The following is a 16,005-nucleotide window of genomic DNA, read 5'->3' as shown; positions in this document are numbered from 1 at the left end:
GCCTACAGGAAATGGTCGAGGAATCGCCGGCTGGCCTTGTCCAGGGCCGTGACCTTGCGGATCAGGTACTGGACGCCGTGGCTGTCGGTGATCAGCAGTGTATCGGTCGAGAGCCGGCGGATGTCCTCCTCGGCCCGCAGAGTGAACTGGGCTGGACCGCGATCGGTCTCGACCTGCCAGACGCTGGGCGTCGTATGGGCCGATACCCGGCGAATGCGCCGGATCTCGGGAACGAATTCGCGGCTGGCGAGTTCCTCGGCGATCAGGTGCCGCGGGTCGTCGGGCAGATCATCGAGGCGCTCGATCCAGGCAAGCTCGCCGCCCTGGGCGTCCAGCAGCGCGATGCCTTCGCCGGACGCGGTGATCGGGAAGGCGCGCACCGGCGTGATGGGGACGATGCACCGCCCGTCGCGCACCATGGCCAGACGCCCGAAGGGATCGCGCTCGAGGCGGTATGCCGGTCGGCAGGGTGGTTCAGGCGCGTCCATGGTCCTCCTCCAGCCAGTCGCCGTCCCCGACGGCGGAGGCCGGCGCCGCATCGCCGCGGGCCTGCGCGTGGTAGAGCCGCGCATAGGCGCCTTTGCGCGCCAGCAGCTCCTCGTGGCGGCCGATCTCGACGATGCGGCCGCGATCCAGCACCACCAGCCTGTCGGCCTGCCGCAAGGTGCTCAGGCGGTGCGCGATCGAAATCGTCGTGCGCCCGCGCACCAGGTTGTCCAATGCCTTCTGGATTTCGTTCTCGGTCGTCGTATCCACCGATGAGGTGGCTTCGTCGAGGATCAGGATGCGGGGATCGATCAACAGCGCCCGGGCGATCGAAATGCGCTGGCGCTCGCCTCCCGACAGGGCCTGGCCGCGTTCGCCGACCAGCGAATCATAGCCGTGCGGCAGTCGCAGGATGAATTCGTGGGCATGGGCCGCGCGTGCCGCCGCGATGATGTCGGCGCGCGTGGCCGAGGGCTTGCCGTAGGCGATGTTCTCGGCGACCGTGCCGAAGAACAGGAAAGGCTCCTGCAGCACCAGGCCGATGTGGCGCCGGTATTCCGCGACCGGCAGCGCGCGGATGTCGACCCCGTCGATCCGGATCGCGCCTTGATATACATCGTAGAAACGGCAAATCAAGTTGACCAGTGTGCTCTTGCCCGATCCGCTATGGCCCACCAGGCCGATCATCTCGCCCGGCGCGATGTCCAGGCTGATGTCCTGGATGACGTGGCGGTTGCCATAGCGAAAGCCCACGTGGCTCAGTTCGATGCGTCCGCGCACCTGCTCGAGGTGTTGCGGCCGCTCGGGCTCGGGCACGCTGGATGTGTGATCGAGGATGTCGAAGATGCGCTTGGCGCCGGCCGCCGCCTGCTGGGTGGAGGACACGATCCGGCTCATCGAGTCCAGCCGGGTGTAGAAGCGGCTGATGTAGGTGAGGAACGCCGTCAGCACGCCCACCGTGATCGATTCGTGGGCGACCAGCCAGATCCCGAAGACCCAGACCACCAGCAGGCCGATCTCGGTCAGCAGGGTCACGCTGGGCGAGAACAAGGACCACAAGGCATTGACGCGGTCGTTGATCGCCAGGTTGCGGTCGTTGGCCTCGCGAAACCGCGCGACCTCGCGGCGTTCCTGGGCGAAGGCCTTGACCACGCGTATGCCGGGGATGGTATCGGCCAGCACGTTGGTGATCTCGGACCAGACGCGGTTGGCTTTTTCGAAACCATGACGCAGGTGGTCGCGCACCAGGTGGATCAGCCAGACGATGAAGGGCAGGGGAGCGAGCGTGGCCACGGCCAGCAGCGGGTTGATCGACAGCAGCACCGCGGCGGTCATGGCGATCATCAGGACGTCGGTGATGAAATCCAGCAGGTGCAGCGACAGGAACAGGCAGATCCGGTCGGATTCCGAGCCGATGCGGGCGATCAGGTCGCCTGTGCGCTTGCCGCCGAAATACTGCAGCGGGAGCTGCTGCAGATGCTGGTAGGTGGCGGTGCGCATGTCGGCGCCGATGCGCTCGCTCACCCACGCGAGGATCACGCTGCGGCCCCAGCCCAGCACCCAGGCCAGCAAGGAGGCGCCCAGCAGCGCGCCCAGGTACCCCGAGACCAGCGCGTAGTCGATGGGCTTGCCGTTCTGGAACGGGATCAGCACGTCGTCCATCAGCGGCATGGTCAGGTAGGGGGGAACCAGCGCGGCCGCCGTCGACGCCATGGTCAGCGCCAGGCCGGCCAGCAGGCGTCCGCGGTATGGGCGTGCGAAGCGCCACAGGCGCAGCAGCGACCCCGCGGAGGGCGGCGTGCGGCCTGCGGCGGGCGGCACCTCGGGGGCGGCGGCACCCGGCGGTCCGGGGCGGCAAAGCGCCTCGTGCCGAGCCGCCAGGCGCATCGCCGCCGGGTGCAGTCCCATGGTATAGCGCCAGAGGGCCAGGCGGGCGTGGGCATCGCGCAGCTCGAGGCTGCCCACGCCCGCATGATCCCGCAAGCGTAATTCGAGGTCCGGCCGCAGGGGCCACGCCCGCCAGTTCGCCTGGTCGCCCAGACGGGCGAGCCAGCGCCGATCCGTCAGGACCACCAGGCCGCTGCCGTACTGCAGTGCCGTGTCCAGGTCGACCTCCATCCAGTCGAGGAGCGTCTCGCCCGGGGCGAGGCAAGCCAGCAAAGCCGTGCGCCATGGTTCTGGCGGCGGGTCTGCGCTGGGAGCAAGGAAGGGGGCGTCGGCGTGGGGACCCTGCATGAACCGTTCCCGTACCAGGGAAGTGGAGGAATCGGGCGGCGTGATGTTCGTCCAGGGTGATTGTGCGGCGCGCCGGAAACGCCCGGCCGGCGCTGTGGCGCCTTTTATACAATTTTCGACGTTTTTTTCGTGCTTCGCAACAGGCGCGAGATTATGATATGCGTGCCACGCGCGACAGAATTCGACTTGCCGAGCGTGCCGGTCGAACGATTGTCAGGTCCTCCTTACGCAGGGTGCCAGGATGAACAGGAAATATATTGATTTCATCAATATGGTGCATCTGCGCGGGCCGAATATCTGGGCCTATCGGCCCGTCATCGAGGCGCTGGTCGATATCGGCGGCCTCGAGGACTGCCCCTCCAACACCATCCCCGGTTTCGCCGAGCGCTTGAGCGCCTGGCTGCCCTCCTTGATCGAGCATCGCTGCAGCATCGGCGAGCGTGGCGGGTTCCTGCAGCGGCTGCGCGAGGGCACCTGGGCGGGCCACATCCTCGAGCACGTGGCCCTCGAGATGCAAAGTCTGGCGGGCATGCCGGGCGGGCTCGGCCGGGCGCGCGAAACGCCCGTGCGCGGGGTCTATAAAGTCATCATCCGCGCCTGGCATGAGCCTCTCGCCCGTGCCGCCCTGTATGCCGCGCGCGATCTGGTCATGGCGGCCATCGAGGATCGCGCGTACGACGTGCAGGGCGCAGTGGATCGGCTGCGCGGACTGGCCGATGGGCTCAATCTGGGTCCCAGCACCGCGTGCATTGTCGATGCGGCCGATGACCGGGACATCCCGGCCATCCGGCTGAGCGAGGCCAATCTGCTGCAATTGGGCTACGGCGCCGGCCAGCGGCGGATATGGACTGCCGAGACCAGTTGCACCAGCGCCATCGCCGAAGACATTTCGCGCAACAAGGATTTGACCCGCCGCTTGCTGTCCGCCTGCGGCGTGCCGGTTCCGCGAGGACGGCTCGTCGGCAGCGCCGGCGAGGCCTGGGAGGCGGCGGAATCGATCGGGCTGCCGGTGGTCCTCAAGCCCTCGGACGGCAATCATGGCCGCGGCGTCTTCACCAACCTGGGTTCCCGTGCCGAAGTCGACGCAGCCTATGCGGTCGCGGTGGACGAGGGCAGCGGTGTGATCGTCGAGCGCTTCGTCTCCGGCGACGAGCATCGTCTGCTGGTGGTGGGCGGGCGGCTGATCGCCGCGGCACGCGGAGAGACGGCCGGGGTGGTCGGGGACGGCCATTCGACCGTGCGCCAGCTGATCGAGTCGCAGATCAACTCCGATCCCCGGCGCGGCAGCGACGAGGATCACCCCTTGAACCCGATCCGTCTGGATTCCGCCGCGCGCCTGGAGCTGGCGCGCCAAGGCATGGACGGCGATACCGTGCCGCCCGCCGGCGCCGAGGTCATGGTCCAGCGCAACGGCAATGTGTCCCACGACGTCACCGACCGCGTCCATCCTCAGGTGGCCGAGCAGGTGTCGCTGGCCGCGCGGGTCGTGGGCTTGGACATTGCGGGGATCGACCTGGTGGCGAGGGACATCTCGCGTCCCTTGGAAGAGCAGGACGGCGCCGTCGTCGAGGTGAATGCCGGCCCCGGCCTGCTCATGCATCTGAAACCGGCCAGTGGCACGCCGCGTCCGGTGGGCCAGGCCATCGTCGAGTATCTATTTCCCGACGGCGGCGACGGGCGCGTGCCGGTCGTCGGCGTCAGCGGCACCCGAGGCAAGACCAGCGTGGCGCGCCTGGTGGCCCATTTGCTGCAACTGGGCGGATGCCCGGTCGGACTGGCCTGCAGCGATGGCCTGTTTTTCGGCCAGCGGCAGGTCGAGCGCGCGGATTGCGCGACCTGGGAGGCCGGCCGTCGCGTGCTGCTCAACCCGGCGGTCCAGGCGGCGGTGATCGAGAACGGCGGCCGGGTCATCCTCGGCGAGGGCCTGTCCTATGACCGTTGCCGGATCGGCGTGGTGACCGCGATCGATCCGGCCGGAACCTGGCCCGAGTTCCATATGACACAGCCGGAGCAACTGTGCCAGGTGTATCGCACCCAGGTGGACGTGGTCCTGCCGGGCGGTGCCGGCGTGCTCAATGCCGATGATCCTTTGGTGGCCGGTCTGGCGCCTTTGTGCGACGGCGCCGTGGTGTTCTACAGCACCGATGAGGCATCGCCGGTCGTGGCGGCGCACCTGGCGGCCGGCGGCCGCGCCGTCGCGGTGCGCGACCGGCACATCGTCCTGGCCGAGGGCGGCATCGAGATCCCGGTCCTGGCCTGTGCCGAGCTTGGGCCGCCGGCCGGCGGCGTCGAAGGCGGACTATCGCACCTGCAGGCCGCGCTGGCGGTCGCCTGGATGCTGGATATCGACGTGGACATGATGCGCGCCGGGGTGCGCGCCTGGTGGGCCGCCAGGCAGCCTCCCGCCCATGAAGCCCGGGGCTCGGCCGTTGCCGTGCAGTCCTGATTCGCCCCCATTCCGATCCAGAAAGGAAAGAGCCCTCATGGAAGTCTCCCGTTTGCGCGCCCTGCGCGGCCCCAACCTGTGGTGCCGGCGAACGGCGATCGAGGCCATCGTGGCCTGTTCCGAGAGCGAACGCGCCATCGGCGACATGGACGCCTTCGAAACCCGCCTGCGCGCCCGTTTTCCCGACATCGACATTCTGCGTCCGGTCGGCCACGATGGGGTCAATTCGCTGGCGCACATCCTGTCCTACGCGGCCTTGCGCCTGCAGTCCCAGGCGGGTTGTCCGGTCGCGTTCAGCCGCACGGCGGCGACCCTCGAGGCGGGCGTCTATCAGGTGGTGATCGAATATACCGAGGAGGCCGTGGGACGGCTCGCCTTCGAGCTTGCACGGGCCCTGTGCATCGCGACGATGCAGGACGAGCCGTTCGATCTGGACCAGGCCCTGGCGCGCCTGGCTGCGCTCAACGAGGACGTTCGCCTGGGGCCCAGCACCGGCGCCATCGTGCAGGCCGCCGAACGTCGCGGCATTCCCTGGCGGCGCTTGACCGCGGGCAGCCTGGTCCAGTTCGGCTGGGGGTGCCGCCAGCGCCGGATCCAGGCGGCTGAAACCGATGCCAGCGGCGCCATCGCCGAGGCCATCGCCCAGGACAAGGCCTTGACAAAGGTCCTGCTGGCGGCGGCCGGCGTATCGGTGCCGGCCGGGCGCTGCGTGCAGGATGCCGAGGACGCGTGGCGCGCGGCGCGAGAGATCGGCGGACCCGTCGTGGTCAAGCCGCGGGACGGCAACCAGGGCCGCGGCGTGACCGTCGACGTCCAGGGCCGGGAGCAGGTGGCGGCCGCCTATGCCGTGGCGCGGGCGCAGGGCGATGGCGTGATCGTGGAGCGCTACTTCCCCGGCCATGACTTTCGCCTGCTGGTCGTGGGCGACCGGCTCGTGGCGGCGGCGCGCCGCGATCCGCCGCAGGTCGTGGGCGACGGTGCGCGCAGCATCGCCCAACTCGTGGACTTGATCAACCAGGATCCCTTGCGCGGAGAGGGGCATGGTTCCTCGCTCACCCGTATCTGCCTGGACGACATCGCCCTGGCGACACTGGCCGCGCAGGGGTGTACGCCGGACTCGGTGCCCGCCCCCGGCGTGTGCGTCGTCCTGCGCAACAACGCCAACCTGAGCACCGGCGGAACCGCCACCGATGTCACCGACCACGTGCATCCGGACCTGGCCGCCAGCGCCGTCGCGGCGGCGCAGATGGTCGGGCTGGATGTCTGCGGCATCGACCTGATCGCCCGCGACGTCTACGAACCGCTGACCGCCGACGGCGGCTGCATCGTCGAAGTGAACGCCGCGCCAGGATTGCGCATGCATCTGAACCCGTCTTTCGGGACGGGGCGCGACGTGGGCGCGGCCATCGTCGACAGCCTGTTCCCGCCGGGCGAGGACGGCCGCATCCCGGTGGTCGCGGTGACCGGCACCAACGGCAAGACCACGACGGTGCGCCTGATCGCGCACCTGTGCGCCGGACAGGGGCTGTGCGTGGGCATGGCCAACTCCGATGGCGTGTACATCGGTGGGCGCCGCATCGACACCGGGGATTGCAGCGGCCCCCGCAGCGCGCGCAACGTCCTGCTGCATCCCGACGTCCAGGCGGCGGTGCTCGAGACCGCGCGCGGCGGTATTTTGCGCGAGGGACTGGGCTTCGACCGCTGCGACGTGGCGGTGGTCACCAATATCGGCGTGGGCGACCACCTGGGGCTGAGCTACATCAGCACCGTCGAGGACCTGGCGATCGTCAAGCGCGTCATCGTCGAAAACGTGGCCCCGGACGGCATGGCCGTCCTGAATGCGGATGATCCCATCGTCGCGGGCATGGCCGGGAACTGTCCGGGACGGGTGACGTTCTTTGCCAGGGACGGCCGCAATCCGGTGATCGCCACCCATAGGGCCCAAGGCGGCCGGACCGTGTGCGTGGATCAAGGCGACATGGTGTTCGCCGAAGGCGGCTTCGAATACCGCATCGAACTCGGCCGCGTGCCGATCACGCGCCTGGGTACGATCGGCTTCCAGGTCGACAATGCGATGGCGGCGGCATCCGCCGCCTGGGCGCTGGAGGTTCCCTGGACCGGGATCGAAGCCGGCCTCGTGTCCTTCGTCAACGATGTGCGGGCCGCGCCCGGGCGCTTCAATGTGTTCGATTACCGTGGTGCGACGCTGATCGCCGATTACGGCCACAATCCGGATGCGATCCTCGCCCTGGTGCAGGCCGTGGAGGCGATGCCGGCGAGGCGGCGCAGCGTGGTGATCAGCGGGGCCGGGGATCGCCGCGATGCGGACATCCGGCGCCAGACCGAGATCCTGGGCGATGCGTTCGATGAGATCATCCTCTATCAGGACCAGTGCCAGCGCGGCCGCGCCGACGGCGAAGTCCTGGCGTTGTTGCGCGAAGGCCTGGCCTGCGCGCGGCGGATGACGGACTTGCGCGAAATCCATGGCGAGTTCCTCGCCATCGACGCCGCCCTCGGGCGGCTGGGCCCGGGCGACCTGTGCCTGGTGCTGATCGATCAGGTGGAGGAATCGCTCGCGCACATCGCGAACCGGATTGCCGAGGCGCGCACGCCCGCGCGTACCGCGGCATGCGCATGAGGCCCGCGGCGCCGTGTTCTGGCGCCCGGCGGGCGCGGCGTCCTGCGGTAATATAGGGGCCATCGATGGATAGCGCAAACCGGATCCGCATTCAGAATGGACATGCCCGCACGCCCGTACGTGTTTTCCCAACGCGCACAACAGCTCACCAGCTCGACGATCCGCGAGATCCTCAAGGTCACCGAGCGGCCGGAGATCATCTCGTTCGCGGGTGGCCTGCCGTCGCCGCAAGGGTTTCCGATCGCCCGGATGCGGGCGGCCTTCGACCATGTGCTCGACACCGCCGGCGCCGCCGCCCTGCAATACGGCCCCACCGAGGGCTATGCGCCCTTGCGGGCCTGGGTGGCCGAGGACATGCGCCGCCATGGCGCCCAGGTCGAGCCCGACGAGGTGCTGATCGTGTCGGGGTCGCAGCAGGCCCTGGACATGCTCGGCAAGCTGTTCATCGACCCGGGCTCGCGCGTGCTGGTCGAGGCGCCCAGCTACCTGGGCGCCTTGCAGTCGTTCTCGCTGTGCGGACCCGAGTTCGCCGCGGTGCCGACCGACGAGGGCGGCCTGATCCCCGAGGCCATCGATGAAAGCCTGGCGGCCGGCGCGCGTTTCGTCTATGTATTGCCGAACTTCCAGAACCCCACCGGGCTGACGCTGGACCTGCCGCGCCGCGTGGCGCTCGTCCAGCGCTGCGCCCAACTGGGCCTGCCCGTCATCGAGGACGATCCGTACGGGGAACTGCGCTATGTCGGCGAGGCGCTGCCCAGCCTGCTGGGCCTGGGCCGTGCCGCCGGCGCCACCGTGATCCGCCTGGGGTCCTTCTCCAAGGTATTGGCGCCCGGCCTGCGCCTGGGATATGTGGTGGCGCCGCGCGAGATCATCGCCAAGCTCGTCCAGATCAAGCAGGCCACGGACTTGCATACCGCCACGCTGACGCAGATGGCCGTCTACGAAACCGTGCGTAGCGGTTTCCTGGACGAACATCTGCCCCGGGTGCGCGAGCTGTATCGCAGGCAGTGCGGCTACATGCTCGAGGCCATGCGCGCGCATTTCCCCGACACGGCGCGCTGGACGCAGCCCGAGGGCGGCATGTTCATCTGGGTGACTCTCGCCTCCGGTGTCGATGCCGGGCGGCTGCTGCAGCAGGCCGTGGCGCGCAACGTGGCGTTCGTGCCGGGGGCGCCTTTCTTTGCCGGGGTGGCGCCATGGGCCAACACCCTGCGCCTGAGCTTCGTGACGGTGCCCGAGCCGAGCATCCGCGCCGGCATCGCCGTGCTGGGCGATCTCATCCGCCATGCCGATGCGGCCTGATACGGCCGATCCCGCGTCGGCGGCCCGGCCCGGCCCGGGCCGCCGCCCCGACCTGTCGGACATGCGCCACGACGACTGGGTGGCGCGCTGGCTGCCGGCTGCCTGGGGGCCGTATGCCCGGCTGTGCCGGCTGGATCGGCCGGTGGGCACCTGGCTGACGCTGTTGCCCGCGCTGGCGGCGCTGGTGCAGGCCGCCGACGGTTGGCCGACGCTCTGGCGGGTCTTCATTTTTTCCTTGGGCGCCTTGCTGATGCGCGGGGTCGGCTGCACGTTCAACGATATTTTCGACCGGAACTTCGACCATCGTGTCGAGCGCACGCGCTTTCGGCCCCTGACCAGCGGCCAGCTCACGCTGCGGGCCGCCTTGTGGTTCGCGTTCGCGCAGTTGCTGGTGGCGGCGACCCTGCTGCTGGCGATCAACAGCATGAGCCGTTGGCTGGCCCTGGCGCTGGTTCCGCTGGTGGTGATCTATCCGCTGTGCAAGCGCTACACGTACTGGCCGCAAGTGGTGCTGGGCATCGCCTTCAACTGGGGCATGCTGATGGCCTGGTCCGATACCCGCGACGTCGTACCCTGGACCGCCGTGGCCATGTGGGTGGGCGCGGTGGTGTGGCAAGTGGGCTATGACGCCATCTATGCCTACATCGACATGCGCGACGATCGCATGCTGGGCCTGCGTTCGGCGGCCATGCGTTTCGGCGACCGGGGCAGGTTCTGGATCGGGCTGCTGTACGCCGTTGCCGTCGCGCTCTGGTTCGCGGCGGGCGCGGGCATGGGCCTGGCCTGGCCCTATCACCTGGTGATGGCCGGGATCGCCGTGCACCTGGCCTGGCAGGTCAAGACATTCGACGTCCATCGCCCCGAGGGCAGCCTCAAGCTGTTCCGCTCCAATATGCAGGTCGGCGTATTGCTGATCGTCGCGGCCCTCGCGGGGACGGTATTGCCGGCGGGCTGAGGGCAATCGTGCGGCCTGCAAACGAATGCGGCTAGAATGAACGCACTAGAAAAATGTGTCGAGGCCCGACGACGGGGCGCCCGGCCGGGAGACATGCATGGCCCAAGGGTCCGCAGCCACAGAGCTGGAATTCGATTATGTCGTGGTCGGCGCCGGCTCCGCCGGCTGCCTGCTGGCCAATCGCCTGTCGCGCGATCATCGCGTGCTGCTGCTCGAGGCCGGCGGCCGCGACGACTGGCGCTGGTTCCGCATTCCCGTCGGCTATCTGTACTGCATCGGCAATCCCCGCAGCGACTGGTGCTATCACACACAGCCAGATCCCGGCCTGAACTATCGTTCGCTGGGGTACCCGCGTGGCCGGGTCCTGGGCGGTTCCTCGTCGATCAACGGCATGCTCTACCTGCGCGGGCAGGCCGCCGACTATGACGGCTGGGCGGCCATGGGCAACACGGGCTGGTCCTGGGACGAGGTGCTGCCGCTGTTTCGCGACGTCGAGGACCATCACGGCGGCGAGACCCCGTTCCACGGCGCCAGCGGGACTTGGCGTGTCGAGCCCCAGCGCCTGCGCTGGGACGTCCTCGACGCTTTCCGCGAGGCGGCGGCGCAGGCGGGTATCCCGCGCATCGATGATTTCAATCGCGGCGACAACGAGGGCTGCAATTACTTCGAGGTCAACCAGCGGCGCGGCGTGCGCTGGAGCGCCGCCAGGGCCTTCCTGCGCCCGGTCGAGTCGCGCACGACGCTGACCGTGCTGACGGGCGCGCGCGCCGAGCGCCTCACGTTTTCGGGGCGGCGCGCCACCGGGGTCGTGTTCGTCCAGGACGGCGTCCAGCGGACGGCGCGCGCACGCCGCGAGCTGATTCTGGCCGGCGGCTCGATCGGCTCGGCCCAGCTGCTGCAGGTCTCGGGGATCGGGCCGGGCCCCCGCCTGCACGCGCTGGGCATCCCCGTGGTGCATGACCTGCCGGGGGTGGGCGAGAACCTCCAGGATCACCTCCAGCTGCGCATGATCTTTCGGGTCCGCGGCGCGCGCACCCTCAATACGCTATCGAATTCCTGGATGGGCAAGGGCTGGATGGGGGCGCAATACGCCTTGTGGCGCAGCGGCCCGCTGTCGATGGCGCCTTCCCAGCTCGGAGCCTTCGCGCGCTCCGACCCCGATCAGGACCGCGCCAACCTCGAATACCACGTGCAGCCCCTGTCGCTGGACAAGTTCGGCGATCCCCTGCACACCTTTCCAGCGATCACCGCCTCGGTCTGCAATTTGCGCCCCACCAGCCGCGGCCACGTGCGCATCACCTCGCCCAATGTGGCCGAGGCGCCGGCGATCCTGTGCAACTACTTGCAGACTCCCGAGGACCGCGCGGTCGCGGCCGACAGCCTGCGCCTGACGCGGCGTATCATGTCGCAGCAGGCCATGGCACGCTACACGCCCGAGGAATACAAGCCTGGTGCCGCCGTGCAATCCCAAGAGGACCTGGAGGCCGCCGCGGCGGATATCGGCACCACCATTTTCCATCCCGTCGGGACTTGTAAAATGGGCGTCGATCCGATGGCGGTGGTCGACCCGGCCCTGCGTGTACACGGCATCGAGGGATTGCGGGTGGTCGATGCCTCCGTCATGCCGACGATCACGTCGGGAAACACCAATTCCCCCACCATCATGATCGCGGAAAAGGGGGCCCGGATGATCCTGGCGTCCGTCGGCACGGGATGAGAGGCTCGTGCTTGAGGTCCCAAGGAATGTCTGATTCGTTCACCAGTTTCGTTCACGAGGTTTTTTGATGCCCAGTCATATCGAGGTCGTGGCGACCGCATTGTTCGCGCTTGCCGTCATCCACACGTTTTCCGTGCCGGTGTTTGCGCGGATGGCCAATCGCGGCGGCACGCATGCGGGCCTGTGGCACATGCTGTCCGAGGTGGAGGCGGTATTCGGGGTCTGGGCCTGCGCGCTGTTCGTCTGGATGTCCATGACCGTGAGCGTCCAGGACGCGGTCGAGTACCTCGATACCCGCAATTTCACCGAGCCGGCCTTCGTGTTCGTCATCATGGTGGTGGCCGCCAGCCGGCCCATCATCGAACTGGTCAAAATCTGCGTCCATGGTTTGGCGGGAATGCTGCCGGTGCGCCGCGAGCTGGCGCAGTTCTTCGTCATCATGTTCCTCGTCCCGCTGGCGGGTTCTCTGGTGACCGAACCGGCCGCCATGACCCTGGCCGCGCTGTTGCTGCGCGATGCCTATTTCCGCCGCCCGGGCCAGGACGGCTTCAAGTACCTCGCCATCGGCGTGTTGTTCGTCAATATCTCGATCGGCGGCGTGCTGACCGCCTACGCGGCGCCCCCCGTGTTGATGGTCGCCCATACCTTCGGTTGGGACTCCGCCTTCATGGCCACCCATTTCGGCTGGCGCGCCGTGCTGGCGGTCCTCATCAACAGCCTGGCTCTGACCTGGATCTGCCGGCCCTTCCTGCTGGACGGCAGCATCGGCGGGCGGCCCGAGGGCACGCCCGAACAAACGCGCCCGCCCGTGCCGGCGGTGGTCATGGCCGTGCATGTGCTGTTCATGCTGGCCATCGTGCTGTCGGCCCACCACATCAAGATCTTCCTCGGGCTGCTGGTGCTGTTCATCGGCTTTGCGCATGCCTACAAGCGCCACCAGTCGCCTCTGCTGATCCGCGAGGGCTTCATGGTGGGCTTCTTCCTGGCGGGGCTGGTGGTGTTGGGGGGGCTGCAGCAGTGGTGGCTGCAGGATCTGCTGGCGGGCCTGTCCCCCTTCGTGCTGTATGTGGGTGCGATGGTGCTGACGGCGATCACGGACAATGCGGCATTGACCTATCTGGGATCGCTGGTCGAGGGCACGGGCGATCTGTGGCGCTACATGCTGGTCGCCGGCGCGGTGACCGGCGGCGGCTTGACGGTCATCGCCAATGCGCCCAACCCGGCGGGCTTCTCCATCCTCAAGGGCTGCTTTTCTGACGGATCGATCTCGCCGTTGCGGCTGCTGGGGGCAGCCAGCATCCCCACGCTGGTGGCGGCGTGCATGTTCCTGCTGCCCAACTCCTTCAGCTGAGGGTGGGCGGACCCTTTTTGCCTGGGGACGGCCTCAGGCAAAAAGGGGCTAAAATCCCGGTGGAACAAGCCTACGGGAATGCGTTGTGCCTATTTATGCCTATCGTTGCAGCGCCTGCGGCCACGCGCAGGATGTGCTGCAGAAACTCTCCGATCCTTTGTTGACGAGCTGCCCGGAATGCGGGCGCGACACCTATGAAAAACAGGTGACCGCCGCGGGATTCCGCCTCAAGGGCTCGGGCTGGTACGAGACCGATTTCCGCGGCAAGCGGCCGGCCGAACCCGCGCAGTCCGCGCCGGCGGCCGAATCGTCCGCGGCCGCTACATCCACTCCGACGCCCTCAGGGACGTCCGCGCCCGCCTCTCCTGGCTGATCGCGCCACCGGCTTCGCGCCCATGCGTTTCTTCAAGCGTTACTTCGTCACCGGCCTGCTGATCTGGATACCCCTGATCGCCACGTTCTGGGTGCTGGCCATGTTGGTCGAGACCCTCGAGGGTCTGGTGCCGGCGTTCCTGTCGCCGCAGGCCCTGTTCGGCATGCACATACCCGGCTTCCAGTTCGTCCTGGTGCTGGGGGTGATCCTGCTGACGGGGGTGCTGTGCGCCAACTTCATCGGCCGCGCGCTGCTGGACCGCTGGGAGCGCCTGCTGGGGCGGATTCCCCTGGTGCGCTCCATTTATAATGCCGTCAAACAGGTCAGCGACACGATGTTCGCACCCAATGGCCAGGCCTTTCGCGAGGCGGTGTTGGTGCAGTATCCGCGGCAGGGCCTGTGGACCATCGGCTTTCTCACGGGCGTGCCCTGCGACGAGGTGGCGGGCATGCTGGGCGAGGACCACGTCAGCGTCTACGTGCCCACGACGCCGAACCCGACGTCGGGGTTCTTCCTGATGCTGCCGCGCGCCGACGTGCGTGTGCTCGAGATGTCGGTCGAGGCCGCACTCAAGCACATCATCTCGATGGGCGTGGTGGCACCGGCCTATCCCCCGCCGCCGACGCAAATGGGCCTGCCGGCCGTCGAGCCGGCCGAGGCGCCGCCGCAGTCCTGACCTTCGATCATTCAAAATCTACGGAGTCATCCTTGATGCGCACTTGCTATACGGGCGAGGTTTCCAGAGCCCACCTCGACCAGACCGTGACCCTGTACGGTTGGGTGCATCGCCGCCGGGACCACGGCGGCGTGATCTTCATCGACCTGCGCGACCGCGCGGGCCTGGCCCAGATCGTCGTCGATCCCGACAATCGCGAGACCTTTGCCACCGCCGAGCGCATCCGCAACGAGTACTGCCTGCGGGTGACGGGCCTGGTGCGGCTGCGGCCCGAGGGCACCGCCAATCCCGACCTGCATTCCGGCGAGATCGAGATCCTCTGCCGCGAGATCGAGATCCTCAACACCTCGGTGACGCCTCCCTTCCAGCTGGACGATGACAACCTGTCCGAGACCACCCGGCTGACCCATCGGGTGCTGGACCTGCGCCGCCCCCAGATGCAGCGCAACCTGCTGCTGCGCCATCGGGTGTCGATGTCGGTGCGCAAGTACCTGGACGCCCTGGGCTTCATCGACATCGAGACGCCGATGCTCACGCGCAGCACGCCCGAGGGCGCCCGCGACTACCTGGTGCCTTCGCGGGTGAATCCCGGGGAATTTTTTGCGCTGCCGCAATCGCCGCAGCTCTTCAAGCAGATGCTGATGGTCTCGGGCTTCGACCGCTATTACCAGATCACCAAGTGCTTCCGCGACGAGGACCTGCGCGCCGACCGGCAGCCCGAGTTCACCCAGATCGATTGTGAGACCTCCTTCCTGGACGAGGCTCAGATCCGCGAGATCTTCGAGGGCATGGTGCGCGAGGTGTTCCGCGAGGTGCAGGGCGTCGAGCTGCCCGATCCCTTCCCCGCCATGAGCTGGAGCGAGGCCATGCGCCGCTTCGGCTCGGACAAGCCCGACTTGCGGGTCAAGCTCGAATTCGTCGACGTGGGCGATCTGATGCGCGACGTGGACTTCAAGGTGTTTTCCGGACCCGCCAACGATCCGGCAAGCCGTGTCGTGGCCCTGCGCGTGCCCGGCGGCGGCAGCCTGCCGCGCAGCGAGATCGACGCCTATACCAAGTTCGTCGGCATCTATGGCGCACGCGGCTTGGCCTATATCAAGGTCAACGACGCCGCCTCGGTGCCCGAGGGGCTGCAGTCGCCCATCGTCAAGAATATCCACGTCGATGCGCTGCGCGCCCTGATCGAGCGCACCGGCGCGGCCGACGGCGACCTGATCTTCTTCGGCGCCGATCGGACCAAAGTGGTCAACGACGCCCTGGGCGCCCTGCGCGTCAAGCTCGGCCTCAGCGATTTCGGCCGCGAACACGGCCTGTTCGAGCCCGGCTGGCAGCCCCTGTGGGTCGTCGATTTTCCCATGTTCGAGTACGACGAGGGCGAGGGCCGCTATACGGCGGCGCACCACCCCTTCACCTGCCCCAAGGCGGGGCACGAGGATCTGCTGGAAACCGATCCCGGCCAAGCCCTGGCGCGTGCCTACGACATGGTGCTCAATGGCTGGGAGATCGGCGGCGGCTCCGAGCGCATCCACCGCGCCGACGTGCAGCGCAAGGTCTTCAAGGCGCTGAACATCGACGAGGACGAGGCGCGCCTGAAATTCGGCTTCCTGCTCGATGCGCTGCAGTACGGCGCGCCGCCTCATGGGGGGCTGGCCTTTGGCCTGGACCGGCTGGTGACGCTGATGTCCGGGGCCGAGTCCATCCGCGACGTCATCGCCTTTCCGAAGACGCAACGCGCCCAATGCCTGTTGACCCATGCGCCCTCGGCCGTGGATGAAAAGCAGTTGCGGGAGCTGCACATCCGCGTGCGTCAGGCGGAGGCCAAGTAG

At 68.1% G+C, this 16,005-nt stretch carries 11 protein-coding genes; 9 read left to right on the top strand and 2 right to left on the bottom strand.

From position 1 onward, the window contains the following. Positions 1-2: 2 nt before the first annotated feature. Both OOZ48_RS12775 and OOZ48_RS12770 read right to left on the bottom strand, forming a co-directional pair. Positions 3-488 carry a cyanophycin metabolism-associated DUF1854 family protein gene (locus OOZ48_RS12775; protein WP_269498906.1) on the bottom strand — a complete coding sequence of 162 codons (486 nt, stop codon included), beginning with the start codon at positions 486-488 and terminating at the stop codon, positions 3-5. Beyond that, the gene (locus OOZ48_RS12770; RefSeq protein ID WP_269498904.1) at positions 475-2,721 is read right to left on the bottom strand and encodes a cyanophycin metabolism-associated ABC transporter; all 2,247 of its coding nucleotides are present in this window, start codon (positions 2,719-2,721) and stop codon (positions 475-477) included. The genes OOZ48_RS12775 and OOZ48_RS12770 overlap by 14 nt, the downstream gene beginning before the upstream one ends. A gap of 241 nt (positions 2,722-2,962) precedes the next feature. Here OOZ48_RS12770 and OOZ48_RS12765 point away from each other — a divergent pair, with 241 nt between their 5' ends. The 9 genes from OOZ48_RS12765 to aspS all read left to right on the top strand — a co-directional run bounded on the left by OOZ48_RS12765 (position 2,963) and on the right by aspS (position 16,005). Then, positions 2,963-5,167 carry a cyanophycin synthetase gene (locus tag OOZ48_RS12765; protein WP_269498903.1) on the top strand — a complete coding sequence of 735 codons (2,205 nt, stop codon included), beginning with the start codon at positions 2,963-2,965 and terminating at the stop codon, positions 5,165-5,167. A gap of 37 nt (positions 5,168-5,204) precedes the next feature. After that, on the top strand, positions 5,205-7,805 hold the full coding sequence (gene cphA / locus OOZ48_RS12760) for a cyanophycin synthetase (protein WP_269498902.1): 2,601 nt from the start codon (positions 5,205-5,207) through the stop codon (positions 7,803-7,805). Positions 7,806-7,901: 96 nt separating this feature from the next. Beyond that, positions 7,902-9,107, top strand: a complete 1,206-nt coding sequence (locus OOZ48_RS12755; RefSeq protein WP_269498899.1) for an aminotransferase-like domain-containing protein — start codon at positions 7,902-7,904, stop codon at positions 9,105-9,107. Beyond that, positions 9,097-10,062 (top strand): 4-hydroxybenzoate octaprenyltransferase, encoded by a 966-nt coding sequence (gene ubiA / locus OOZ48_RS12750; RefSeq protein ID WP_269498896.1) that lies wholly within the window; start codon positions 9,097-9,099, stop codon positions 10,060-10,062. The genes OOZ48_RS12755 and ubiA overlap by 11 nt, the downstream gene beginning before the upstream one ends. A gap of 97 nt (positions 10,063-10,159) precedes the next feature. Beyond that, positions 10,160-11,779 (top strand): GMC family oxidoreductase, encoded by a 1,620-nt coding sequence (locus OOZ48_RS12745; protein ID WP_269498894.1) that lies wholly within the window; start codon positions 10,160-10,162, stop codon positions 11,777-11,779. Between the two features lie 67 nt (positions 11,780-11,846). Beyond that, positions 11,847-13,130, top strand: a complete 1,284-nt coding sequence (locus tag OOZ48_RS12740; protein ID WP_269498892.1) for a putative Na+/H+ antiporter — start codon at positions 11,847-11,849, stop codon at positions 13,128-13,130. A gap of 85 nt (positions 13,131-13,215) precedes the next feature. After that, positions 13,216-13,503, top strand: a complete 288-nt coding sequence (locus OOZ48_RS12735; RefSeq protein ID WP_269498890.1) for an FmdB family zinc ribbon protein — start codon at positions 13,216-13,218, stop codon at positions 13,501-13,503. A gap of 22 nt (positions 13,504-13,525) precedes the next feature. Continuing rightward, positions 13,526-14,179 (top strand): DUF502 domain-containing protein, encoded by a 654-nt coding sequence (locus tag OOZ48_RS12730; RefSeq protein WP_269498889.1) that lies wholly within the window; start codon positions 13,526-13,528, stop codon positions 14,177-14,179. Between the two features lie 35 nt (positions 14,180-14,214). Further along, the gene (aspS, locus tag OOZ48_RS12725; protein ID WP_269498888.1) at positions 14,215-16,005 is read left to right on the top strand and encodes an aspartate--tRNA ligase; all 1,791 of its coding nucleotides are present in this window, start codon (positions 14,215-14,217) and stop codon (positions 16,003-16,005) included.

Origin of the sequence: Castellaniella sp. S9, from assembly GCF_027257175.1 — a bacterium.
In the GTDB taxonomy this organism is placed as follows: domain Bacteria; phylum Pseudomonadota; class Gammaproteobacteria; order Burkholderiales; family Burkholderiaceae_B; genus Castellaniella.
The sequence above is the reverse complement of the archived record's forward strand: the minus strand, read 5'-3'. Positions and strand labels throughout refer to the sequence as shown.

What these genes read in the sequence shown, in the direction of transcription:
- OOZ48_RS12775 (WP_269498906.1), bottom strand. Translation starts at nt 488, where the DNA reads ATGGACGCGCCTGAACCACCCTGCCGACCGGCATACCGCCTCGAGCGC.
- OOZ48_RS12730 (WP_269498889.1), top strand. Translation starts at nt 13,526, where the DNA reads ATGCGTTTCTTCAAGCGTTACTTCGTCACCGGCCTGCTGATCTGGATA.
- cphA (WP_269498902.1), top strand. Translation starts at nt 5,205, where the DNA reads ATGGAAGTCTCCCGTTTGCGCGCCCTGCGCGGCCCCAACCTGTGGTGC.
- ubiA (WP_269498896.1), top strand. Translation starts at nt 9,097, where the DNA reads ATGCGGCCTGATACGGCCGATCCCGCGTCGGCGGCCCGGCCCGGCCCG.
- OOZ48_RS12755 (WP_269498899.1), top strand. Translation starts at nt 7,902, where the DNA reads ATGGACATGCCCGCACGCCCGTACGTGTTTTCCCAACGCGCACAACAG.
- aspS (WP_269498888.1), top strand. Translation starts at nt 14,215, where the DNA reads ATGCGCACTTGCTATACGGGCGAGGTTTCCAGAGCCCACCTCGACCAG.
- OOZ48_RS12740 (WP_269498892.1), top strand. Translation starts at nt 11,847, where the DNA reads ATGCCCAGTCATATCGAGGTCGTGGCGACCGCATTGTTCGCGCTTGCC.
- OOZ48_RS12770 (WP_269498904.1), bottom strand. Translation starts at nt 2,721, where the DNA reads ATGCAGGGTCCCCACGCCGACGCCCCCTTCCTTGCTCCCAGCGCAGAC.
- OOZ48_RS12745 (WP_269498894.1), top strand. Translation starts at nt 10,160, where the DNA reads ATGGCCCAAGGGTCCGCAGCCACAGAGCTGGAATTCGATTATGTCGTG.
- OOZ48_RS12765 (WP_269498903.1), top strand. Translation starts at nt 2,963, where the DNA reads ATGAACAGGAAATATATTGATTTCATCAATATGGTGCATCTGCGCGGG.